This window comes from Streptomyces lacaronensis (assembly GCF_047337785.1).
In the GTDB taxonomy this organism is placed as follows: domain Bacteria; phylum Actinomycetota; class Actinomycetes; order Streptomycetales; family Streptomycetaceae; genus Streptomyces; species Streptomyces lycopersici.
Genome location: NZ_JBLHDK010000003.1, coordinates 2,544,420 through 2,566,981, shown reverse-complemented (window position 1 = coordinate 2,566,981; position 22,562 = coordinate 2,544,420). Strand labels below are relative to the sequence as shown.

Genomic DNA, 22,562 nt, shown 5'->3' with positions numbered 1-22,562 from the left:
GTGACTCTCCAGTGAAAGGGCAGGGCCCATGGAAGACTCCACGGTACTTGAACACCTCAAGCGCGCCACGACTGGCTTGCGTGAGGCTCGCGCTCGTTTGCGTGAGGTTGAGGAGCGGGCGCGCGAGCCGATAGCCATCGTCGGTATGTCTTGCCGGTATCCAGGTGATGTGAGCTCACCGGATGACCTGTGGGGGCTCGTGGCGGACGGGGTGGATGCCATCTCCGCGTTCCCCGCCGATCGTGACTGGTCGGCCGGGGTCCTGGACGACAAGGACTCGGATCAGGAGTCGGCTCCAGCCGAGCTGCGCGGCGGCTTCTTGCATGATGCGGCCGATTTCGACGCTGAGTTCTTTGGGATTTCTCCGCGTGAGGCACTGGTCATGGATCCGCAGCAGCGACTGCTGTTGGAAGCGTCCTGGGAGGCCATGGAGAGCGCGGGAATCAATCCGGTTGATGTGCGTGGCACCGAGACCGGCGTGTTCGTCGGAACTCAAGGTCAGGATTACCTGTCCCGGTTTCAGCGGCATCCAGAGGGCAGCGATGGCTATGCGCTGACGGGTAACACGGCCAGTGTGATGTCCGGGCGTGTGGCGTATGTGTTTGGGCTTGAGGGTCCTGCGGTGACGGTGGATACGGCGTGTTCGTCGTCTCTGGTGGCGTTGCATCAGGCCAGCGTGGCGCTGCGCAATGGTGAGTGTTCGATGGCGTTGGCGGGTGGTGTGGCGGTGATGTCGACGCCGGGGACGTTTGTGGAGTTCTCCCGGCAGCGTGGCCTGGCGGCCGACGGCCGGTGCAAGGCGTTCGCGGACGCGGCGGATGGGACCGGGTTCAGTGAGGGCGTGGGTGTGTTGTTGTTGGAGCGGTTGTCGGATGCTCGGGTGCGGGGGCATCGGGTGTTGGCGGTGGTGCGTGGTTCCGCGGTGAATCAGGATGGTGCGTCGAATGGGTTGACGGCGCCGAATGGTCCGTCGCAGGAGCGGGTGATCCGGCAGGCCCTCGCTGGTGCCCGGTTGTCGGCGGCGGATGTGGATGCCGTCGAGGGGCATGGGACCGGTACGACGCTTGGTGACCCGATTGAGGCGCAGGCGCTGCTGGCCACGTATGGGCAGGAGCGTGGTGAGGGTGGTCGGCCGTTGTGGTTGGGGTCGTTGAAGTCGAACATCGGCCATGCGCAGGCGGCTGCTGGTGTGGGTGGTGTGATCAAGATGGTCATGGCCCTGAACCGGGAGGTGCTGCCGCGCACGTTGCATGTGGACCAGCCGTCATCGCATGTGGACTGGGATGCGGGGGCGGTGCAGCTGCTGACCGAGGCTGTCGCCTGGCCGCGCGGGGAGCGGGTCCGGCGGGCTGGGGTGTCTTCTTTCGGCGTCTCGGGGACCAATGCTCACGTCATCCTTGAGGAAGCACCGGTGTATGAGGCCTCAAGTGTGGAGGTGGCTTCCGCTGGCGGTGGTGTGACGCCGTGGGTGGTGTCGGGGCGTAGCGCGGGGGCGTTGGCGGCTCAGGCGGGTCGGTTGCTGGAGTACGTGCGTGCTGCCCAGGCTGATGGTGGTGGCGTGGATGTGGCAGGCGTGGGGCGTGCTCTGGTGGGCTCTCGTGCGGTGTTCGAGCACCGCGCTGTCGTTCTGGGCTCGGATGTGGAGGAGCTGACCGCCGGGCTTCAGAGGCTGGCGGCGGCTGCCGTCGGTGGTGCTGGTGGTGGTGTGGTTACTGGGCGTGTGCGGTCGGGTGGGCGTGTGGCGGTGTTGTTCTCCGGTCAGGGGAGTCAGCGGGCGGGCATGGGGCGGGAGTTGTATGAGGCCTTTCCTGTGTTCGCGGCGGCGTTCGATGAGGTGTGTGAACGCTTCGATGGGTTGTTGGAGCGGCCGTTGAGGGAGGTGGTCTTTGCCGAGGCTGCTGCTTGTGGTGGTGAGGGTGGGGGGTTGTTGGATCGGACGGTGTTTACGCAGGCGGGGTTGTTTGCGTTGGAGGTGGCGCTGTTTCGGTTGATGGAGTCTTTCGGGGTGCGGGTGGATTTCCTGGCGGGGCATTCCATTGGTGAGGTGGTGGCGGCGTATGTGGCGGGGGTGTGGTCGTTGGAGGATGCCTGCACGCTCGTCGCGGCCCGGGGGCAGTTGATGCAGGATCTGCCATCCGGTGGGGCGATGGCCTCGGTCCAGGCTGGCGTGGAGGAGATGGGGCAGGCTCTGGAGGACTTGCGGGCCCAGTCCGGCGGGCTTGTGGGTGTGGTGGAGGTTGCGGCGGTTAATGGGCCGGATCAGGTGGTGGTCTCCGGTGAGGGGGCTGCCGTGGCCCGGGTGGCCGAGTATTGGCGTGGTCTGGGCCGGAAGGTGAAGAGTCTGCGGGTGGGGCATGGGTTCCACTCGGCGTTGATGGAGCCGATGCTGGACGGGTTCCGGCAGGTGTTGGAAGGACTGTCGTTTGCTCCTCCGCGGGTGACGGTGGTCTCGAATGTGACGGGTCGACCGGCAGAGGCGGAGGAGGTGTGTTCGCCGGAGTACTGGGTGCGTCATGTCCGGCAGGCGGTGTTGTTCGGGCCGGGTGTGGAGTGGCTGGCCGAGGACGGTCAGGTGACACGGTTTGTGGAACTGGGACCCGACGGCGTTCTGACCGCCATGGCCCACAACTGCCTGGCCAGCCACATCGATGCCGACAGCGAGGACGGCTCTGACGCTGAGCCGGAGGTCATCGCCTCCCTGCGCCGGGACCAGCCCGAGGTGAACGCCGTGCTGACCTGCCTGGCGAGGCAGTTCACCACAGGCGCGTCTATCGACTGGACCCCTGTACTCGGCGGGAGCGACAGCAGTGCCCCCGGGGCCCACCTGGGCCTGCCCACCTACGCCTTCCAGCGGCAGCGTTACTGGCTCGACGCCCCCCACCACACAGCCGACGCTACCGACCTCGGCCTGGAAACCGTCGAACACCCACTGCTGGGAGCGGCCATTCCCCTTGCTGAGGGAGGGCGGGTGTTCGCGGGCCGTGTGTCCCTGCGTACGCATCCGTGGCTCGTCGACCACCAGGTGCTCAAGACCGTATTGGTACCCGGGACCGTCCTCGTCGAGATGGTGGTTCGTGCGGCGGATCGGGTCGGTTGTGGTCGGGTGGATGAGCTGGCGCTGGAGGCACCGCTGATCCTTACGGAGGAAGGTGGCGTCCAGCTTCAGGTCGTGGTGGAGGAGCCGGATGAGTCGGGTGTCCGGCCGGTCGCGGTGTACTCACGCCCGGAGGATCAAGAGTTCGCCGGTGATGCCGTGTGGGTTCGCCATGCCACGGGTTCGTTGGTGGTGGAGGGCTGGATTGGTGGTGGGGTGGTGTTGGAGCAGTGGCCGCCGGTGGGTGCTGAGCCGGTGGTGGCTGATCTGGATGCGTTTTATGAGCGTTTCTCCGAGCGTGGGTTTGATTATGGTCCGGCTTTTCGGGGGTTGGAGGCGGTCTGGCGGCGTGGTGAGGAGGTGTTCGCTCAGGTTCGTCTTCCGCGGGAGCGGGTTGGTGAGGTGGAGGGGTTTGGGGTGCATCCGGCGTTGCTGGATGCGGCTGTGCATGCGGTGGCGTTGATCGCTTCGGATGAGGGTGAGGAGGCTGCGCGTATTCCGTTTGCGTGGTCGGGGGTGCGGTTGCATGCCTCGGGTGCGTCGGTGGTGCGGGTGCGGTTGACCCGTGCGGGGTCGGACGCTGTAGCGCTGGAAGTGGCGGACGCAGCCGGCCAGCCGGTGGTGTCCATCGAGTCGCTGGCTTTGCGGCCGATCTCGGCTGAGCAGTTGCAGGCCGCCCAGACCAGCCGTTACGACTCGCTGTTCCAGTTGGACTGGCGGTCCGTGGACTTCTCCGGCCCATCGAATGCGTCTGGGGGTTCGTGGGCGGTTGTGGGGCCGGATGCGGGGTTGGGTGAGGCGGTGGGTCGTGCGGGTGGGGTGTGTGTTCGTTATGCGGATGTGTCGGCGTTGATCAGTGCGCTCGATGGGGGTGGGGTGGTGCCGGAGACGGTGGTGTTGTCCTGCCTGGCGGGTGGTGGTGATGGTGATGTGGTTGCTGGGGTGCGGGAGTCGCTTTCCGTTGTGTTGTCTGTGGTGCAGTGGTGGTTGGGTGAGGAGCGTTTGTTCGGGTCTCGTCTGGTGGTGGTCACCTGTGGTGCGGTTGCCACGGAGGCTGGGGAGGATGTGGGCGATCTGGTGCGGGCTCCGGTGTGGGGTCTGTTGCGGTCGGTGCAGACCGAGAATCCGGGCCGTTTCTTCCTGCTGGATCTCGACCCTGGCCTCGGCCCTGACCGCGGCCCTGACCTCGGCCCTGACCGCGGTCCCGATCATGTGGGGGAGATCAGTGCCGTTGCGGCCGATGTGGTGGTCCGGGCTGTCGCCGCTGGTGAGGAGTCCCAGCTGGCGGTCCGGGGCGGCATGGTTTTGGTCCCGCGCCTCTCCCGTGTGGTCAAGTCCACAGGGGCTCGCGAGGCGTCTGAGCGGTTGGTCTCCGGTGGGACGGTGTTGGTGACGGGGGCGTCGGGTGTGCTGGCGGGTGTGATGGCTCGGCATCTGGTGGTCGGGCACGGGGTGGAGCATCTGTTGCTGGCCAGCCGTCGGGGTCCGGATGCTCCGGGGGTGGCGGAGCTGGTGGCTGAGTTGGAGGCGGCCGGGGTGTCGGTTTCGGTGGTTGCGTGTGATGTGGCCGACCGGGAAGCGGTACGCGAGTTGCTGGCTGCCGTTCCGGCACGGTTTCCGTTGCGGGGGGTGGTCCACACCGCAGCGGTGGTGGATGACGGTGTGGTCGAGGGGTTGAGTGATGAGCGTGTTCAGCGGGTGCTTGGGCCGAAGGTGGATGGGGCCTGGCATCTGCATGAGCTGACCCGGGACATGGGTCTGGAGGCGTTCGTGCTCTACTCTTCGGTCGCCTCCACTCTCGGTGCTGGTGGGCAGGGCAGTTACGCGGCGGCCAACGCTTTCCTCGATGCCCTGGCCCAGCACCGCCACGCCCATGGTCTGCCCGCCCTCTCCCTCGCCTGGGGCCTGTGGGCACAGGCCAGCGGAATCACCCAGAACCTGAGCCAGACCGACATCGCCCGTATGGCCCGCGGCGGCACTACCGGGCTCACCACCGAAGAAGGTCTCGCCCTCTTCGACACCGCTCAAAGCGTGGGACGTGCGCATGTGATGCCGGTGCGCATGGACCTGACGTCCCACCAGGCTCATCCGGAAGTGCCGGTCCCGGCAATGCTGCGGAACCTGATACGTACGCCTCTCCGCAAGGCCGCGACCGGGCAGAGCGGCGCGAAGCAATGGCGGGACAGGCTTCTGGGAGCGAGCCCGGAGGAGCGTGAGCGGCTTCTGCTGGACCTCGTCCGCATCTCGACCGCGACCGTTCTGGGGCACAGGGACTCCGGAGACATCGACCTCGAAGGCGAATTCCTCGAAATGGGGTTGGATTCCCTGACGGCCGTCGAGCTGCGGAACCAGCTCGGCAGCGCCACGGGGCTGCGGCTGTCCACGACGATGGTCTTTGACCATCCAACCCCGGCCGATCTCGCGGTCCATCTCGCAGACGAGCTGAATACTCTCGCGGCCACGTCTCCCGGCTCTCTCAACCCGCCCAACCCGCCCAGTTCTTCCAGTTCTCCCAGCTCTCCCGGCGCCACAGAGTCCAACACCGCCGGCCCCCACGCCGTACTGGCGGAGATCGAAAAACTCCGGGAAACGCTTTCCCTCGCGTCACTGGTCAATGAGGACCGGTCCCTGGCGCTTGGCCGACTGGAGGACGTGCTCAATCAATTCGCAAAGCAGGACCAGAGCCAGGACCCTGACCAGAGCCAGGACCCTGACCAGAGCCAGGACCCTGACCAGGGCCAAGACCGGGGCCATGGCCAGGACCCTGCCCAGGCGTCTCGCGGTGAAGGAGCCGAGATGAGTTCAAGCGAAGGCATCGACGTACTCAGTTGACCTACGCGGGGCCTCCGTGGCCACGAGTGGCCAATTTTGGCCATAAGTGGCCACCGGCCCCGGCGCCAAATGACAAGACCCCAGCGAATGCGTGAGCCCGAATTCGCAGGCCATCCGCTGTGATCAACGAAGCAGGAAGGGTTATCTTTGGGCTGCGGAAAATCAGAAGGACATTGCCTGCCGACAGCGTGTCGAAAGCGCGCCGACAGCAAGCCGACAGCGAATTATCCGGTGTCCGGCGAACCCTTGTCCGAGCCGCCTGCTCATGGTTAGAGTCGGCAGCGCGGACGCCCGAGTCACCTACGACGGATTCAAACGGGGAAGTGGTGTCGATGGAATTCAGCGTCTTGTACTTTGCGAACCGCGAGGTCACGGATGCGTCCGCGGAATACGACCTGCTGCTGGATACGGCGCGGTTTGCCGATGAGAACGGCTTCAGGGCGCTCTGGATGCCTGAGCGGCATTTTCATCGATTCGGCGGCGCGTATCCGAATCCGGCTCTGACGGCCGCAGCCCTCGCCACCGTGACGCGCAACATACGGCTGCGCGCGGGAAGCGTGGTCGTTCCCCTTCACGATCCGCTGGAAGTCGTGGAGAACTGGTCCTTGGTGGACAACCTCTCCCGCGGCCGCGTCGATCTGGCCTTCGGTACGGGCTGGGCGCCGAACGATTTCGTCTTGGCGCCGGACCGTTACCAGGAGCGCCGGAAGCTGACGATGGACGGGATCGACGAGATCCGCGGTCTGTGGCGCGGGGAGCCGGTGAAGCGGGTCAATGGGGAGGGCGACAGCGTCGAGGTCCTCAGCTACCCTCGCCCGATGCAGCCAGAGCCCGGCCTCTGGATGACATGTTCCAGCAGCCGGGCCACGTTCGAGGAGGCCGGGGCGCGCGGCCTGAACATCCTCACCGCTCTGCTCTTCCAGAAGGTGGAGGAAGTGGCGGCGAACGTCGAGGTGTATCGGGCGGCCCGCGCCAAGAACGGTCTCGATCCGGCGGGCGGCACGGTCACCCTGATGATGCACACCTTCGCCGGCGAGAGCGACAAGAAGGTACGTGACATCGTGAAGGAGCCCTTCAAGGCGTATCTCAAGTCCTCCTTCGACCTCTGGCGCAATCAGTGGAGCGATCTGAAGGGCGTGGACCATGAACAGGTGGTCAACTTCGCCTTTGAACGCTACTTCCGCACCGCATCGCTGTTCGGCTCCGTCGACAAGTGCGTCCGTTCCGTGGAAAAGCTGGCGCAGGCCGGCGTGAACGAAGTCGCCTGCCTCGTGGACTTCGGTGTGACCGGCGATGAGATTCGCGCGGCCCTGCCCTATCTCGACCAGGTCAGGAGCCGTGTCCAGGCGAGGACGTGAGCCAACCGGAAACCCTATCCGGAGTCAACCGGAAACCCATCCGGAGTCAACCGGAAACCCCATCCGCCCGCCATGCCGCTGCCCGTCCACCCCACCGCCGCCCAGCGGCGACGCCGATCCGAGGTGAAGGAAGACATGTCATACGACGCCGACGTCATCGTGGTCGGTGCGGGGCTGGCCGGTCTGGTCGCCGCAGCCGAACTGGCCGACGCGGGCCGCAAGGTCATCGTGCTCGACCAGGAGGGTGAGAACTCGCTGGGCGGTCAGGCGTTCTGGTCCTTCGGCGGCCTCTTCCTCGTGGACTCTCCGGAGCAGCGCCGCATGGGCATCCGGGACAGCCGTGAGCTGGCGCTGCAGGACTGGCTCGGGAGCGCCGAATTCGACCGGCCGGAGGACCACTGGCCACGTCGCTGGGCGGAGGCGTACGTGGACTTCGCCGCCGGGGAGCAGCGGTCCTGGCTCAGGGAACAGGGAGTGCGTTTCTTCCCCCTCGTCAGCTGGACCGAACGAGGTGGCTACGCGGCGTCCGGGCACGGCAATTCGGTGCCCCGGTTCCACATCACCTGGGGCACCGGGCCGGGTCTGCTGGAGCCCTTCGTTCGCAGGGTCCTGGCCGCCCGGGGCCGGGGCCTGGTCGAGTTGCGGTACCGCCACCGGGTCACCGGGCTGTCGCGCACCGCAGGGTCCGTGGACACGGTGTCCGGTGATCTGCTGGCGCCCGACGAGGTGCAGCGGGGGGCGGCCAGCTCACGTGAGGTGGTGGGCGCCTTCGAGCTCCGTGCCCAGGCGGTCATCGTCACCTCCGGTGGCATCGGCGGCAACGACGATCTCGTCCGCAGGAACTGGCCGGAGCGGCTGGGCAACCCCCCTCGGCGGATGATCGCCGGCGTTCCCGCCTATGTCGACGGGCACATGCTCGAGGTGACGGAGAAGGCCGGGGGGCGGGTCATCAACGGCGACCGGATGTGGCACTACAACGAGGGGGTCCAGAACTGGGATCCCATCTGGCCCCGCCACGGTATCCGTATTCTGCCGGGCCCCTCGTCCCTCTGGCTGGATGCTACGGGGAAGCGGCTGCCGGTGCCGCTCTTCCCCGGGTACGACACCTTGGGCACGCTCAAGCACATCATGAGCACGGGCTACGACTACTCGTGGTTCGTACTGACCCAGAAGATCATCGAGAAGGAGTTCGCCCTCTCGGGGTCGGAGCAGAACCCCGACCTCACGGGGAAGAGCGTCCGGGGAGTGCTCGGCAGGCTCCGCCCCGACCCGCCCGGCCCCGTGGAGGCGTTCCGGCAGCACGGTGTGGACTTCGTGGTGGAGCGGGATCTGGCCTCGCTGGTGCGCGGGATGAACGCGCTGACCGACGAGCCGCTGATCGACGAGGCCGAGCTCCGGCGCGAGATCGTCGCCCGTGATCGCGAGACGGTCAACAAGTTCTCCAAGGACCTTCAGATCAACGCGATCCGGGCAGCGGCAAACTACCTCGGCGACAAGCTGGGGAAGGTGGCCCCGCTGCACAGGTTGCTGGATCCCAAGGCCGGTCCGCTCATCGCGGTGCGGCTGAACATCATCACCCGCAAGTCCCTCGGTGGTCTGGAGACCGACCTGTCCAGCCGGGTGCTGACCGGCACCGGCGAGCCCGTCCCGGGTCTCTACGCGGCGGGTGAGGTGGCCGGATTCGGCGGTGGCGGAGTGCACGGCTATCGCTCGCTGGAGGGGACGTTCCTCGGCGGATGTCTGCTGACCGGCCGTGCGGCGGGCCGTGCCGCGGCGCGGGCCGTGGGCTGAACGCGGATGCGCGGCGCCAGGAAGCGGCGCACAGGGCAATACAGGGCGCCGGGCGACGGCGTGACCAGCACACCACTTGACGCATCGGAGAGGCAGTTCGGATGTCAACGGCGGCACAGAGCAATATCGCTCAAGTAGGGGATCGCTACGACGAGTTCAGCGCGCTGCACGCCGTGCTGAGCGACAGCGACCTGCCCGTGGGAAGCAATCTGCACCTCGGGTACTGGAACGACGAGCACGACGAGGCCGACCTGGCCACCGCCACCGAGCAGCTGACACGGCAGATGCTCAAGCGGCTGGCCCCCCGGCCCGGACAGCGGATCCTCGATGTGGGCTGCGGAGTGGGTCAGCCCGCGATGAGCCTGGCCCGCGCCTGTGACGTCGAGGTGCACGGCATCTCGGTCAGCCGCCGCCAGGTGGAGCAGGCCACCGCGCGCGCGAACGAGGCCGGACTGGCGGACCGGGTGCGCTTCGAGTACGCCAACGCCATGCAACTGCCGTACGCCGACGCCTCGTTCGACGCGGCATGGCTCTTCGAGTCACTCATCCACATGCCGGAGAAGGAGCGCGCGCTGAAGGAGGTGGCGCGGGTGCTCAAGCCGGGGTCCCGGCTGGCCGTCGCCGATATGTTCCACCGCCCCGGGCACGACTGGCCGCTCGAGGGAAGCGAGATCGTCACGGCGGTCGACCTCGACGACTACCAGGAGCTGTTCGACCGGGCGGGTCTCCGGCTGCTGGAGATCGACGATGTGTCGGATCACACGATCGTGCCGTTGCCCATTCAGACCAAGCTCAAGGATCTGCTCGCGCCGCATCGTGAGGCACTGGTCCGGGCGGTCGGCGAGGGGCTCGTCAATCAGCTGATCGGGCCCGAGGAGGGCGTGGAAGTGCGGCCCGGCGGAGGGCTTCCCGGTTATGTGCTGATCGCCGGAGAACGTCCATAGAGCCGAGCGGTCCACTCGCGATCCGCGGCCGGTATCGCCCGCTCATCCCGGTTGTCATTCGTTGCGGCGCCAGGAGTCCGACGTGATAATCGAATTGACTTGGTGATCTTCTGGGGGTTGGATGCTCAAGGAACGGGGACTTGAATGGCGTGCGGTTGCCGTGTATCGGCTTTCGCTTGTTCAACCTTCACTCGATGTCGGTGAGATCGCCCGCCGACTGGACCTTTCCGAAGCCGAAGTCCGCGCGGTCCACGCGGAGCTGGCCGAACACCCGCTGGTGGCCGGGCGAGCCACCCTGACCTGCGAGGACTCCGCTCTCCGCGAAGGCCTACGCGAAGACCTCCGCGAGGGTCTCCACGAGGAGCTGGGATCCGGGGACGACCTCACGGCGCGCCGGTTGCAGATAGCGAAGGCCCGATCCATGGTCTCCTCGGTGACCCGGAATTACGAGGCCGGTGAGGAATACGTCGGAGCCGTCCGCCGGTTCGACGGGGCCGATGCCGTGCATACGCGGCTGCGCGAGTTGTGCGGACGGGCCGCCAAGGAGTGCCGCATCTTCTCCTCTTCCTATGTCCAGCTTCCGAATTCCGTGGAGCAGGGAAACCAATGGGAGCGGGTGGTGGCGGAGCGCGGAATTTCCATCCGGGCCGTTCATCAGGACAGCTTCCGCGGCGATTCCACGGAGCTGGGGGCCGCCCGGTGGCTCGCCTCCCTCGGCGGGCGGATCCGTACCGTCCCCGTCCTCCCGACCCCCATGGCGCTGGTGGACGAGCACATCGCCCTGGTGCCACTGGACCCCGACGACGCCACCCGCGGCGCGCTCGAGCTGAACGGGCACGAGGCGGTGGCGGCACTGCGGACGATCTTCGAACACTTCTGGGTCACGGCCACTCCCTGGGACGAGCCCGCGCAGCGGGACCGGGAGGGGCTCTCGCCCCGGGAGCGCGATCTGCTGCGCCTCCTCGCCAGCGGATTCACCGACGAGTCGATGTGCCGCAAGCTGGGCATCTCGCTGCGCACCGTACGCCGCGCGGTGGCCGATCTCATGGCGCGCCTGGGCGCCCACAGCCGCTTCGAGGCGGGTGTGCAGGCGGTCCGCTGCGGCTGGCTGTGAGGGGTGGCGGCCAGGCGCCCGCCGACGCACATTCCATCGGTCCGGTCCGAAGACAAGCAATCGAGCGGCTCGTGAAGCCCGCCCTGACCCGAGGAGTCAGACGATGACCAATCCGTTCGACAACCCCGACGGCACCTTCCTGGTTCTGGTCAATGACGAGGGCCAGCACTCGCTTTGGCCCGCCTTCGCGGAGGTCCCGGCCGGCTGGGAGGTCGTGGTCCAGGAGACGGATCGCAAGACCTGCCTGGACTACATCGAGGCGAACTGGACCGACATGCGGCCCAAGAGCCTGATCGAGGCGATGAACCGGGCGGAGCAGAGCCGGAGTTGACGCCACCGGGCCCCGACGAGGGGCCCGGACAACATGAGCGGCGCGAAGAACACGAGCGGCCTGGAGAACACGCGCGGCCCGGAGAAAGAGATCACCGGCCGCCCGCCGGGCAGCAGCAGCCCGGTACCAACCATGAAAAGGGAAGTGATGGTGTGAAAGGTTCGCGCAGGCTCGTCAGCGCACTCGTACTCGGTGGCGGCGTGGCCGGACTGCTCGCCGCGGCCGCCCTCATCGAGTACGCGGACACCATCACCGTCGTGGAACGGGACCGGCTGCCCGACGGGCCCGAGGTGCGCAAGGGCGTGCCTCAGGGCCGTCATCTCCACGGTCTCCAGTCCAGCGGTGTCCAGGCCATCGACACCCTGCTCCCGGGCACGCTGGAGAGCCTCTTCGCGGCCGGTGCCCACCGGATATCCATGCCGACGCATGCGCTGTTCTACGGCCCGCACGGCTGGATGCGCCAGTATCCGGGCGAACACTTCACGGTCGGAGTCAGCAGACCTCTGGCCGAACACATCGTGCGCCGTGCCCTGCTGGGCCATGCGCACGTCCGGATCCTGGAAGGCGCCGAGGTCACCGGGCTGATCGGCGACGCACGGCGGGTGTCCGGGGCCCATATCCGCCACCGCGGCACCGGGGAGCGCGAGAGCGTCGACGCGGACCTGGTCATCGATGCCACCGGCCGCGGTTCCAAGGCGCCGCAGTGGCTCAGCGAACTGGGCCTGCCCGAGGTGCCCGCCACGGTGGTCGACGCGGGGCTGGCCTACGCGAGCCGTGTCATCCGCCCTCCGGACGAGGCCACCGGGCGCAGGTTCCCCCTGATCGCCTTGCAGGGCGACCCGCGGAGCGGTGGCCCGGCCCGGGTCGGGGGCATGATGCTCGTCGAGGACGGGACGTGGATGGTGACCCTGGCGGGCACCAGGGGCGCCCACCCTCCCCTGGACGAGGAAGGCTTCCTCCGCTATGCCCAGACCCTGCGCCACCCGCTCATGAGCGAACTCATCTCCCAGGGCACGCCCATGAGCCGGATCTCCGGTTTCCAGAACACCGGCAATCACCGCCGCCACTACGACAGGCTGCGGACCCGCCCCACCGGCTTCCTGGTGTTCGGCGACGCGGCCACCACCTTCAACCCGCTGTACGGCCAGGGCGTGACCGCGGCGGCGCTGAGCGCGGTCACCCTGCGCGAAGAGCTCGCGCGGGGCCCGCTCGACGAGGAGGGCTACGGCCGGACTCAGGAAGCGGTGATCCGCGCCACCGACATCGCGTGGGCGATGGCGTCCAACGAGGACCTTCGCTATCCGGGGGCGAAGGGGCCCGCGCCGTCCGCGCGGCGAAAGGTGCTGCGGCGCTGCTCGGACCGGCTGCGCATCACCGCCGCCTGTGATCCGGTCGCCTCCCAGGCCCTGTTCAAGGCGCTCACCCTCACCACCCCGCCCCGGGAGGTGTTCAACGCCCGCACGCTCAGGGCGCTGCTGCGAGGCCCTCGCCATCCCGCGCGGTACGACCTTCCCGCCGAGCACACCGGACTCCCCGCACCCACGACGGACGAGACGTACACGGACGAGACGTACACGGACGAGGCGTACACGGACGAGACGTACGAGGGAAGGACCCCGATGGTGGAGAGCGAGACCGAGACCGAGACCGAGAAGAAGGCCGTGGTCGCCGCGTTGGAGCGGCTGGGCGCGGCCTGGTCGGAGCTGGACGCGCGGGCGCTGGGCGATGTGTTCACCGCCGATGCGACCATGATCGCTTTCGGGTATCTGCGCAAGGGCCGGGAAGAGATCGCAACCCGTATGGGGGAGGCGTTCCAGGGCCCGTACAAGGGCAGTCGGATAGTCGGTGACGTCCTGGAGGTGCGGCTGCTGGGCGACAGCGCCGCGGTGGCCGTCGTCCGTGGGGCCGTGCTGACGGCCGGAGAGACGGAGGTGACCGCGGAGAACGCCATCCGCTCCACCTGGGCGCTGGTCAAGCAGGACGGCGAGTGGCGCGTCGCCGCGTACCACAACAGCCCCGCCAAGGAGGACATGCCCGTGTGAGCTGCCAGACTGGACCCATGAGGTCCCGTACGGGAAGCGGCGAAGCCATCGTGGTGGGGGCCGGTCCGAACGGGCTGGCCGCCGCCGTCACCCTGGCCCTCAGCGGCTTCCGGGTCACCGTGCTCGAAGCGGCGGACACCATCGGCGGGGGCACCCGTAGCGGTGAACTCGGCGTGCCCGGTGTGGTGTTCGACCACTGCTCCTCGGCGCATGTGGTGGGCGCCGGCTCGCCGTTCCTGCGCTCGCTGGACCTGAAGCCGTACGGGCTGGAGTGGCTGTGGCCCGAGGTGGACCTCGCGCATCCGCTGGACTCCGGTGGCGCGGGCGCGCTGTACCGGTCGGTCGGGAGGACGGCGGACGGGCTCGGCGCGGACGGCCACGCCTGGCGGCGGCTGTTCGGGCCGCTTGCGGCGGACGCGGAGGTGCTCGCCGACGCGGTCATGCGCCCCCTGGCACGGGCGCCCCGCCATCCGCTCCGGCTCGTCCGCTTCGGCCTCCGTGCTCTTCAACCCGCGACGCTGGTGGCCAAGCGGTTCCGCACCGACGAGGCGCGCGGTGTCTTCGGCGGGGTGGCGGCACACCTGTTCGGCCCGTTGACCCAGCCGGTCGGGGCAGCCATCGGGCTCATGATCATCGCGATGGGGCACCGGTTCGGCTGGCCGGCGGCCAAGGGCGGCTCACGCGCCATCACCGACGCACTGGCCGCGCTCCTCACCGAGGCGGGCGGGCGCATCGAGACCGGTGTGCGGGTCCGCTCCCTCGAGGAGCTGCCCCCGGCCGACGCCGTCATGCTCGACCTGGTCCCGGCCGCCGCGGCGGAGGTGATCGGCGACCGGCTGCCGGATCGGGTCCGGCGGGCCTACGCCCGTTTCCGCCATGGCCCCGGGGCGTTCAAGCTGGACCTCGCCGTCGAGGGCGGGATCCCGTGGCGCGCCGAGCACTGCCGCCGGGCGGGCACCGTGCACCTGGGCGGGAGCTTCGAGGAGATCGCCCATGGTGAGCGGGAGGTGCACCGGGGCCGGATGCCCCAACGGCCCTTCATGCTGGTCTCGCAGCAGTACCTGGCCGACCCCGGCCGCTCGTCCGGTGGCATCCACCCCGTCTCCGCCTACGCGCATGTGCCGCACGGCTACGCGGGAGACGCCACCTCGGCCATGCTGCGGCAGTTCGAGCGCTTCGCACCCGGAACACGGGAGCGGATCGTCTCCCTGACGGCCATGTCGACCGCGGAACTGGAGCGGTACAACGCCAATTACGTCGGGGGAGACATCATCTCCGGTGCCAATACCCCGCTCCAGCTGGTGACGCGTCCCCGGATGGTCCCCGATCCGTACCGTACGGGCGTGCCGGGGGTCTTCCTCTGCTCCGCGGCCACTCCACCGGGCGCCGGTGCCCACGGCATGAGCGGCCACAACGCCGCCCGCTCCGCGCTGCGCGCGCTGGGGCGCCCGGCCCCTGGGGGTCAGGCGCCCTCCGCACGGTCGTGGCGGCGCCTCGGCTAGAACAGGCCGAGCTTCTTCGGCGAGTACGACACGAGCAGGTTCTTCGTCTGCTGGTAGTGGTCCAGCATCATCTTGTGGGTCTCGCGGCCGATCCCGGACTGCTTGTAGCCGCCGAAGGCGGCGTGCGCCGGGTAGGCGTGGTAGCAGTTGGTCCACACCCGGCCCGCTTGGATGGCGCGCCCGGCCCGGTACGCGGTCGAGCCGTCCCGGGTCCATACCCCCGCGCCCAGCCCGTAGAGCGTGTCGTTGGCGATCCCGATCGCGTCGTCGAAGTCGCCGAACCGCGTCACCGCGACCACCGGCCCGAAGATCTCTTCCTGGAAGACCCGCATCCGGTTGTCGCCCTCGAAGATGGTGGGCTCGACGTAGTAGCCGCCCTCCAGCTCACCGCCGAGCTCGGCGCGGCTGCCGCCGGTGAGGACGCGGGCGCCCTCCTGCCGGCCGATGTCCAGGTACGACAGGATCTTCTCGAGCTGGTCGTTGGACGCCTGGGCGCCGATCATGGTGTCGGTGTCCAGCGGATGCCCCTGCGTGATCTTCTCCGTACGGGCCACGGCCGCGTCCATGAACGCCTGGTAGTGGCCGCCCTGGACCAGGGCGCGCGAGGGACAGGTGCACACCTCGCCCTGGTTGAGGGCGAACATGGTGAACCCTTCCAGGGCCTTGTCCATGAAGTCGTCGTCGGTGGCCGACACATCGTCGAAGAAGATGTTCGGGCTCTTGCCGCCGAGCTCCAGGGTGACCGGGATCAGGTTCTCGCTCGCGTACTGCATGATCAGGCGGCCGGTGGTGGTCTCGCCGGTGAAGGCGACCTTGGCCACCCGGGAGTTGGACGCCAGCGGCTTTCCGGCCTCCACGCCGAAACCGTTGACGATGTTGACCACACCCGGTGGCAGCAGATCGGCCACCAGGTCCATCCAGACGTGGATCGAGGCGGGGGTCTGCTCGGCCGGCTTCAGCACCACCGCGTTGCCCGCGGCCAGCGCCGGGGCCAGCTTCCAGGTGGCCATCAGGATGGGGAAGTTCCACGGGATGATCTGGGCGACCACGCCCAGCGGCTCATGGAAGTGGTACGCGATCGTGTCGTGGTCGATCTCGGAGAGGCTGCCCTCCTGGGCCCGGATGGCTCCCGCGAAGTAGCGGAAGTGGTCGATGGCGAGCGGGATGTCGGCGGCCAGCGTCTCCCGTACCGGCTTGCCGTTCTCCCAGCTCTCGGCGACCGCGAGGGCCTCCAGGTTCTGTTCCATCCGATCGGCGATCTTCAGCAGCACCGAGGCGCGCTCGGCGGGCGCCGTACGGCCCCAGGCGGGGGCGGCCGCATGGGCGGCGTCCAGGGCCCGCTCGACGTCCTCGGCGGTGCCCCGGGCGATCTCGGTGAAGGGCTGCCCGTTGACGGGGGTGGGGTTCTCGAAGTAGCGGCCCTGGGCCGGGGTGACGTACTCCCCGCCGATCCAGTGGTCATAGCGCGGCTGATACGTGACGACCGAGCCCTCGGAGCCGGGGCTTGCGAAACGCGTCATGGGGCGGCCTCCCTGGTGTACGCGTGGTGGGTCCCGTTTGCCGGACGCGTCGTTCGTGTGCGCGTCCAGGCTCCGCCCGCGCCGACACGGGCGGAGCCGACGGGGAGGCTAGGCGCGGCCACGTTGCGCCGACGTTGCGTCCCGGTGGACGCCCCCTTGCCGCAGAGCTCCGTGCTCATGGCCGCCTTGGCGGCGCAGGGCTTCGCCCTCATGGCCGACTTGGTGGGCCCCGCCCGGCAGCCCGTACAGCTCCCGCAGCCGCCGCACCCGCGCCGCCGGAGCCGCCCGCCCGGGCGCATGCGCCGGAAGGCTGGTCAGCAGCGCCTCCGCGACCTCCAGATCGTCCTCGCCCCACGGCGTCTGCGCCCAGCGCCGCAGCAGCTCCGGATCGCCGTGGGACAGCACGGCGCGCCGCAGCCCGTCCTCCAGCACCCGCCGCATCCGGCACACCCCCGGCGCCTCCGACAGCGGCAGCAGCGGCCCCGTGTAGGCCCGTATCGCCGTGTACGCGTCGCCCGAGGTCAACGCCTCGGCGGCGTCCCCCAGATCGGTGCGCACGGGTGCGCAGAGCCGGTACGGGCGCGAGCCCAGCAGCGGGCCCACCAGGCGGCGCAGCCGGGACAGCTCGGCCCGCAGCGTCACCGGGGAGCGGTCGTCGGCCCGGGGACCGTACAGCTCGAGCGTCAGCCGGTCGCCCGACAGCCCCTCCGGATGGCCGGCCAGCAGTACCATGATCTCGCTGTGCCGCCGTCCGAGCCGCAGCCGCCGCCCGTCGACGACCAGCAGCGCCTCGTCCCGCCCCAGCGCCGTCAGCGAGATCCGCGGCTCGCGTGTCCGCGGCGCCTCGGCGCCCAGTTGGGCCTCGGCGGCGCGGGCGGTCGCCTGGACCAGGGCGAGGCTGTGCGGGGCGGCCAGATGGTCCCCGCCGGTGATGTCCACCGCGCCCAGCAGCCGCCCGGTGTGCGGATCGTGGAGCGGGGCGGCGGCACAGGTCCACGGCTGCACACTGCGGTTGAAGTGTTCGGTGGCGAAGATCTGCACCGCGTGGTCGACGGTGAGCGCCGTTCCTGGCGCGTTGGTGCCCGCGTGGCGCTCGTCCCAGCGCGCCCCGGCCACGAAGTTCATCCCCTCGGCCCGGTTCCGTACCCCCGCGTGCCCCTCCACCCACAGCAGCCGGCCCTGCTCGTCGCAGACCGCGAGCAGATGGGCCCCGTCGTAGGCGATGGTGCCCAGCAACTCCCGGAACAGCGGCATCACCCGGGCCAGCGGATGGTCCGCGCGGTAGGTGTCCAGCGCGTCGTCCATCAGGTCGATCGGCGCCTTGCACTCCTGGGTGACCCGGGCGTCTGCCGAGCGCCGCCAGGACTCCGCGACCACCGGCCGTACGGCCGGACTCACCGCCCCCTCCGTCAGAAACGCCTCATGGGCGCGGCGCACATCGCGGGTGCGCTCAGCGGGGTCGGTGCCTGACGCCATCGCCAGCCAGGGATTGACCATGGTGCCTCGCTCAGCGGTACGGGGAGGGGCGGAACGGGGAGGTGCGGGGTCTCAGGCTTTCACGGATCGGACGGCGGGAGGAGTCGGCAGGTCAGGTATGCGCGGGCAGGGAGGGCGCGGGGACGACCCCGGGCGGGGAGGCATAGCCGCAGGAGTGGCAGATCTTCCACCCGTCCTGGTTCACGGCGAGTTGGCCGCCACAGCTCGGGCACTGCTCGGAGCTCATGATCGTTCCTTTGGTTCACGCGCGCGGAGTGGAGCGGGCCACCCGTGCGCTCAGATTTCCTTGTGGGGCGGATGCCCCGCAATAGCCAGAACAAGCCGCGTTGAGGTACGAGCCCCGGACGGAGCGCGTTCACGGGGGATACGCGGCGTTATCGGGGGGCCTTCTCCGCATACGCTCCTCGCGCCCCCTCGTGCGCCGCTTGAACGCTTGACACTGATGGGCGGGTTGTGCGCGGGCGCGCACGACGAAGCGGGCGGGGAGCCGGTGATGGCTCCCCGCCCGCGTCGATCAGGGGCGCTGGTGTGACTGGGGTCAGCTGATGGACTTGATCAGCTCACCGTTCGCGGTGTCGCCGCTGAGCTCCCAGAAGAAGGTGCCGCCGAGGCCCTGCTGCTGCTTGTAGTTCATCTTCCCGGCGATGGTGGCGGGGGTGTCATAGCTCCACCACTGGTTGCCGCAGTGCGCGTAGGCCGTGCCCGCGACCGTGCCGGTCGCCGGGCAGGAGCCCTTGAGCACCTTGTAGTCCTCGATGCCCGCCTCGTAGGTGCCGGGCGCGGCGCCGGTCGCCGTGCCACCGGGGGCGTCCTGGGTGACGCCGCTCCAGCCGCGTCCGTAGAAGCCGATGCCCAGCAGGAGCTTCGAGGCCGGGATGCCGAGGCCCTTGAGCTTGCTGATGGCGGCGTCGGTGTTGAAGCCCTGCTGCGGAATGCCGTTGTAGGAGTTGAGCGGGGAGTGCGGGGCGGTGGGGCCCTGCGCGGCCCACCCGCCGAAGAAGTCGTACGTCATCGGGTTGTACCAGTCGACGTATTGCGCGGCGCCCGCGTAGTCGGCGGCCTCGATCTTGCCGCCGGAGGAGGCGTCGGCGGTGATCGCCGCGGTCACCAGGTTGGACGAACCGAACTTGGCGCGCACGGCGGACATCAGGTTCTTGAAGGCGTCCTTACCGCTGGTGTCGCAGGAGAGGCCGCAGGCGTTGGGGTACTCCCAGTCGATGTCGATGCCGTCGAAGACATCCGCCCAGCGCGGGTCCTCGACCAGGTCGTAGCAGGACTGGGCGAAGGCCGCGGGGTTCTTGGCGGCCTCGGTGAACCCGGACGACCAGGTCCAGCCGCCGAAGGACCACAGCACCTTCAGGCCGGGATGGAGCTTCTTGAGCTTGCGCAGCTGGTTGAAGTTGCCGCGCAGGGCGCCCGCGTCCCAGGTGTCGGCCCGGCCGTCGACGCTGCTCGCCGCGTCGTACGCCTTGTCGTAGTCGGCGTACGCGTCGCCGATGGCGCACTTGCCGCCGGTGACATTGCCGAAGGCGTAGTTGATGTGGGTGAGCTTGGCGGCCGAGCCCGAGGTCTCGACGTTCTTGACGTGGTAGTTGCGCTGGTAGATGCCCCATTCGGTGAAGTAGCCGACCACCTTGTTCCCGGCGGCCTTCGTCGTGGGGGTCTCGGCGGCCTCGGCCGTGGCCTGGGGTATGTCGGCGCTCCGGGGTTCACCGGCCGCTGCCGAGCCCGCGAGCAGAGTGGCGGTCAGGACCGCCGTACAGATCGCCGCGAGCGCGGCGGACAGTCTGCCTGGTCTGAGCATGGAATCTCCTCGGTGGGGGTGAGGGGAGAGTGAACTGCCCGACGACCTGCCCACAGCTTGACATGAACGCGCAGGGCAGGGTGGGGAAAAGGTAGAAGGACTAGACCAGTGGGGTCAATGGTCTGGGCCAATTTGCTCCATGCGTGCGACGTTGGTGGGAGTGCGTGGAGGAAGGTGGTGGGTGCCCATGTGCGAATTTGGTTGAAGATCGGGCGACCGGTACCGGAAGGCTCCGGATCGGGCATACTCCAACCGCCGCAGTGCAGGTCATCGCCGTTCGCGATCCGACGGGCCGACCAGCCGGCGGCAGCATCACCGGTGGCGCCGCCTCACCCCGGCGCACGCCGCCGAAGCGCCTGACCAGGGGAGAGGAGAGCGCCGCCATGAACGATCACGGCCCACAGCCGGTGGAGCGTGAGCTGCCCACCGAAGAGGCCCGCGACCTGATCTCGCTCGTCCGCGAGCTGATCGAACGGGAGATCAAGCCCCGGGCCGCCGAGGAGGAGGCCGCCGGGCGCTTCCCCCGCGAGCTGTTCACCCTGCTGTCCGAGTCCGGGCTGCTGGGGCTGGTCCACCCCGAGGAGTTCGGCGGCGGCGACCAGCCGTACGCGGTCTACCTCCAGGTCCTCGAGGAGCTCGCCGCGGCCCGGCTGACCGTCGGCCTCGGCGTCAGCGTCCACACCCTGGCCTGCCACGCCCTCGCCGGCTACGGCAGCAAGGAGCAGCTGGCCGAGCACCTTCCCGCGATGCTGGGCGGCGGACTGCTCGGCGCGTACTGCCTCTCCGAGCCCTCCTCCGGCTCCGACGCGGCCGGACTCACCACCCGGGCCACCCGCGACGGGGACATCTGGACCCTCGAGGGCACCAAGGCGTGGATCACCCACGGCGGCATCGCGGACTTCTACACCGTGCTCGCCCGCACCGGCCCCGAGCGCACCCGCGGCATCAGCGCCTTCCTCGTGCCCGCCGACGCCCCCGGGCTCTCCGCGGCCGCACCCGAGCACAAGATGGGCATGGCCGGTTCGCCGACCGCCCAGATCCACCTCGACGGGGTGCGGGTCCCCGACGCCCGCCGCATCGGCGAGGAGGGCCAGGGGTTCGCGATCGCCCTGTCCGCCCTCGACGCGGGCCGGCTCGGCATCGCGGCCTGCGCCGTCGGCGTCGCCCAGGCGGCGCTGGACGAGGCGCTCGCGTACACCGCGCAGCGGCGGCAGTTCGGCCGGCCGATAGCCGACTTCCAGGGCTTGCGCTTCATGCTCGCCGACATGGCCACGCAGATCGAGGCCGGGCGCGCCCTGTACCTGACGGCGGCACGGCTGCGGGACGCGGGGCGGCCGTTCTCCAAGCAGGCGGCGATGGCCAAGCTGTTCTGCACGGACGCCGCGATGCGGATCACCACCGACGCCGTCCAGCTGCTGGGCGGATACGGCTACACGGCGGACTTCCCGGTCGAGCGCTATATGCGCGAGGCGAAGGTCCTCCAGATCGTGGAGGGCACCAACCAGATCCAGCGGGTGGTCATCGCCCGCGCTCTCGCGGGACCTGAGGTCGGCTGAGGCCGGTGTGTCGGTTGGGGGCGCGACCCGCGCCCCCCGCCGTTTCGCGTATGCCCCGGCCGGGGGGCACCTCCCAGCGGTAGCTGAGGGAGAACCGGGCCCTAGAAAAGGCGCACGGGCCGGGAGCCGGGGCCGCCGAGGTGGGAGAACGGCTGCGTCCGCCAGTCCAGGCCCGCCGGAAGCGTCAGCAGCAGCGCGGCGTCCCGCTCGCGCGCGTCCAGCGACGCGTCGGCGGGCTCGGCGTCGGCCACCCGGCGGCCGGTGCCTGCGCAGACCGTGAGCCCGAACGGGTCCCACGGGGACGAGCACAGCGCGTGCTCGGGAAGGACGTCCTCGTCGGCGAGGAGCGCGATGGGGCGCGCGCAGTCCGGGCAGATCACCCGGAACATCTCATAGGTGTCGTGGATCTCGTGGGTATCGATGTCGCCTGCGTCGAGGCGCTCGAGATGAGGCATGAGTTTCCCCCTCGGGTGGGCTGGCCAGGCGCGTCGGCCTCGACCACAGCAAGCATTTCCCTCGCGGCCGCATAGGTAATCGCCGCATCTCATAGGACACCCATGAGGGCATGTGGTGTTCGTCACATGCCCGGTGCAGGTGCGGCGTAGCGGTGTCTATGTCCGCTGTGCCCGCCCGGTGCCCACCCGTTGTGCCGGAGCCCTCCCGACCACATAAGGTGAGCGGCTGTGGAGGAGTTGGACAGACAGATCGTGGAGCTGCTCGTCAAGGACGGCCGGATGAGCTACACGGACCTGGGCAAGGCCACCGGCCTGTCCACATCGGCCGTGCACCAGCGGGTTCGCCGTCTCGAGCAGCGGGGCGTGATCCGCGGCTATGCCGCCGTCGTGGACCCCGAGGCCGTCGGGCTTCCCCTTACCGCGTTCATCTCGGTCAAACCCTTCGACCCCAGCGCGCCCGACGACATCTCCGAGCGGCTCGCCGAGGTGCCCGAGATCGAGGCGTGCCACAGCGTCGCGGGGGACGAGAACTACATCCTCAAGGTGCGCGTCGCGACCCCGCTGGAGCTGGAGCACCTGCTCAGCCGGATCCGCTCGCTGGCAGGTGTCTCCACCCGCACCACCGTGGTCCTCTCCACGCCCTACGAGGCCCGCCCGCCGCGCGTCTGAACGCCCGTCCGACCGCCCTCATCGCATACCCCCATCGAGGCAGCCCGCCGTGA

16 protein-coding genes are annotated in these 22,562 nt (G+C 69.2%); 11 read left to right on the top strand and 5 right to left on the bottom strand.

The annotated features are described in order from the left end of the window. Nucleotides 1-28: 28 nt before the first annotated feature. From ACMTAK_RS11115 to ACMTAK_RS11075, 9 genes are all read left to right on the top strand, one after another. On the top strand, nucleotides 29-5,926 hold the full coding sequence (locus tag ACMTAK_RS11115; protein ID WP_413806060.1) for a type I polyketide synthase: 5,898 nt from the start codon (nucleotides 29-31) through the stop codon (nucleotides 5,924-5,926). 332 nt (nucleotides 5,927-6,258) lie between these two features. Further along, the gene (locus tag ACMTAK_RS11110; RefSeq protein WP_413806059.1) at nucleotides 6,259-7,284 is read left to right on the top strand and encodes a MupA/Atu3671 family FMN-dependent luciferase-like monooxygenase; all 1,026 of its coding nucleotides are present in this window, start codon (nucleotides 6,259-6,261) and stop codon (nucleotides 7,282-7,284) included. Nucleotides 7,285-7,419: 135 nt separating this feature from the next. Further along, the gene (locus ACMTAK_RS11105) at nucleotides 7,420-9,075 is read left to right on the top strand and encodes an FAD-binding dehydrogenase (protein ID WP_413806058.1); all 1,656 of its coding nucleotides are present in this window, start codon (nucleotides 7,420-7,422) and stop codon (nucleotides 9,073-9,075) included. A 101-nt stretch (nucleotides 9,076-9,176) separates the two neighbouring features. Then, entirely contained in the window at nucleotides 9,177-10,019 is an 843-nt protein-coding gene (locus ACMTAK_RS11100) for an SAM-dependent methyltransferase (protein WP_413806057.1), read from the top strand. A gap of 160 nt (nucleotides 10,020-10,179) precedes the next feature. Continuing rightward, complete coding sequence (locus ACMTAK_RS11095; protein WP_413806056.1) at nucleotides 10,180-11,133, top strand: helix-turn-helix transcriptional regulator; 954 nt, start codon at nucleotides 10,180-10,182, stop codon at nucleotides 11,131-11,133. A gap of 103 nt (nucleotides 11,134-11,236) precedes the next feature. Then, on the top strand, nucleotides 11,237-11,464 hold the full coding sequence (locus ACMTAK_RS11090; RefSeq protein WP_413806055.1) for an MbtH family protein: 228 nt from the start codon (nucleotides 11,237-11,239) through the stop codon (nucleotides 11,462-11,464). Nucleotides 11,465-11,497: 33 nt separating this feature from the next. Next, nucleotides 11,498-11,620, top strand: a complete 123-nt coding sequence (locus tag ACMTAK_RS11085; protein WP_413806054.1) for a hypothetical protein — start codon at nucleotides 11,498-11,500, stop codon at nucleotides 11,618-11,620. Next, nucleotides 11,617-13,506 (top strand): SgcJ/EcaC family oxidoreductase, encoded by a 1,890-nt coding sequence (locus ACMTAK_RS11080; RefSeq protein WP_413806053.1) that lies wholly within the window; start codon nucleotides 11,617-11,619, stop codon nucleotides 13,504-13,506. The genes ACMTAK_RS11085 and ACMTAK_RS11080 overlap by 4 nt, the downstream gene beginning before the upstream one ends. A 17-nt stretch (nucleotides 13,507-13,523) precedes the next feature. Beyond that, nucleotides 13,524-15,008 (top strand): phytoene desaturase family protein, encoded by a 1,485-nt coding sequence (locus ACMTAK_RS11075; RefSeq protein WP_413806052.1) that lies wholly within the window; start codon nucleotides 13,524-13,526, stop codon nucleotides 15,006-15,008. Here the strand turns inward: ACMTAK_RS11075 and adh are convergent. The 4 genes from adh to ACMTAK_RS11055 form a co-directional block, all read right to left on the bottom strand. Next, the gene (gene adh / locus ACMTAK_RS11070; RefSeq protein ID WP_413806051.1) at nucleotides 15,005-16,528 is read right to left on the bottom strand and encodes an aldehyde dehydrogenase; all 1,524 of its coding nucleotides are present in this window, start codon (nucleotides 16,526-16,528) and stop codon (nucleotides 15,005-15,007) included. The genes ACMTAK_RS11075 and adh overlap by 4 nt on opposite strands. Before the next feature lie 108 nt (nucleotides 16,529-16,636). After that, the gene (locus ACMTAK_RS11065) at nucleotides 16,637-18,025 is read right to left on the bottom strand and encodes a GAF domain-containing protein (protein WP_413806050.1); all 1,389 of its coding nucleotides are present in this window, start codon (nucleotides 18,023-18,025) and stop codon (nucleotides 16,637-16,639) included. A 91-nt stretch (nucleotides 18,026-18,116) separates the two neighbouring features. Next, nucleotides 18,117-18,251, bottom strand: coding sequence for a hypothetical protein (locus ACMTAK_RS11060; RefSeq protein WP_262704163.1), 135 nt, complete (start codon nucleotides 18,249-18,251; stop codon nucleotides 18,117-18,119). A 312-nt stretch (nucleotides 18,252-18,563) separates the two neighbouring features. Continuing rightward, nucleotides 18,564-19,829 carry a glycoside hydrolase family 18 protein gene (locus ACMTAK_RS11055; RefSeq protein ID WP_413806049.1) on the bottom strand — a complete coding sequence of 422 codons (1,266 nt, stop codon included), beginning with the start codon at nucleotides 19,827-19,829 and terminating at the stop codon, nucleotides 18,564-18,566. Nucleotides 19,830-20,212: 383 nt separating this feature from the next. On the opposite strand from ACMTAK_RS11055, the gene ACMTAK_RS11050 reads away from it, so the two are divergent. After that, nucleotides 20,213-21,385, top strand: a complete 1,173-nt coding sequence (locus tag ACMTAK_RS11050; RefSeq protein ID WP_413806048.1) for an acyl-CoA dehydrogenase family protein — start codon at nucleotides 20,213-20,215, stop codon at nucleotides 21,383-21,385. A 101-nt stretch (nucleotides 21,386-21,486) separates the two neighbouring features. Here ACMTAK_RS11050 and ACMTAK_RS11045 read toward each other — a convergent pair whose 3' ends face one another. Next, nucleotides 21,487-21,840, bottom strand: a complete 354-nt coding sequence (locus tag ACMTAK_RS11045) for a hypothetical protein (protein WP_413806047.1) — start codon at nucleotides 21,838-21,840, stop codon at nucleotides 21,487-21,489. Between the two features lie 228 nt (nucleotides 21,841-22,068). Here ACMTAK_RS11045 and ACMTAK_RS11040 point away from each other — a divergent pair, with 228 nt between their 5' ends. Beyond that, the gene (locus tag ACMTAK_RS11040; protein ID WP_020866923.1) at nucleotides 22,069-22,509 is read left to right on the top strand and encodes an Lrp/AsnC family transcriptional regulator; all 441 of its coding nucleotides are present in this window, start codon (nucleotides 22,069-22,071) and stop codon (nucleotides 22,507-22,509) included. The last annotated feature ends 53 nt before the right edge of the window (nucleotides 22,510-22,562 follow it).